Here is a 688-nt window from a genome sequence, read left to right as displayed (position 1 = left end):
CCAGTTGGAACGGGCGCGCACACGCCTGCGCGAAACCGGTGCGGACGATGGCACCTCATTGCTCGAACCCGACGACCGTGCCTTTGACATGGCCGTCGACTCCTGGGATGACCTGCGGATGTACGCGGAGATGGGCACCTTCGGACATCTCACCTTCGTGTGTGACTGGGACAAGGCCATGGACCTGGCGGTCCACGACACGACAGGACTCTGGGTGCACTCGACCTGGGACGCGCTGGCGACGCTCGACGACTACGCCCGGTTCAGCACCGATGCCGACCACCCGTTGGGAGTAGGCCTCCGGGAGTACCTCAGCGGCCAGGCCCCGGCGGGCTCCCACCTGATCCCGGCGGGTCGCATCCGCCACAACGAGTCTGAGACGGTGCGCGGACGCAAGGACTGGATGAAGGAACGTCGCTGCTCGGTCCCCACCGAGATCGATCCTGCCGGCTACCGGGAGATGGTCTCCCACGTCGTCATCCAGACCCGCGGCACGATCTGCCCCCGCATGTACTTCGAGGACCGCACCAGCGACCTCGGGACCGTTCTCATCGGCTACATCGGCGCCCATCCCACCAACACGAAGACCAGCTGATCGGCACACACATGCACCCGACCGCCAGTGAACAGGGTGGGCCCACGTGGGCGACCCCGGGGCACACCGATCTCCCCACCACCCGTCTCCCCC

Annotated in this window: 1 protein-coding gene; it reads left to right on the top strand. The window is 66.9% G+C overall.

Features of this window, described 5'->3' with window-relative positions; genetic code table 11:
• The coding region (locus tag FK530_RS24555) for a hypothetical protein (RefSeq protein WP_438947267.1) at positions 1 to 595 on the top strand (595 nt) is incomplete at its 5' end.
• Positions 596 to 688: the final 93 nt, after the last annotated feature.

Source organism: Tsukamurella conjunctivitidis, from assembly GCF_007858475.1.
Classification (GTDB): domain Bacteria; phylum Actinomycetota; class Actinomycetes; order Mycobacteriales; family Mycobacteriaceae; genus Tsukamurella; species Tsukamurella conjunctivitidis.
Note: the sequence above shows the minus strand (reverse complement) of the source record. Positions and strands in the feature narration are given on the sequence as shown.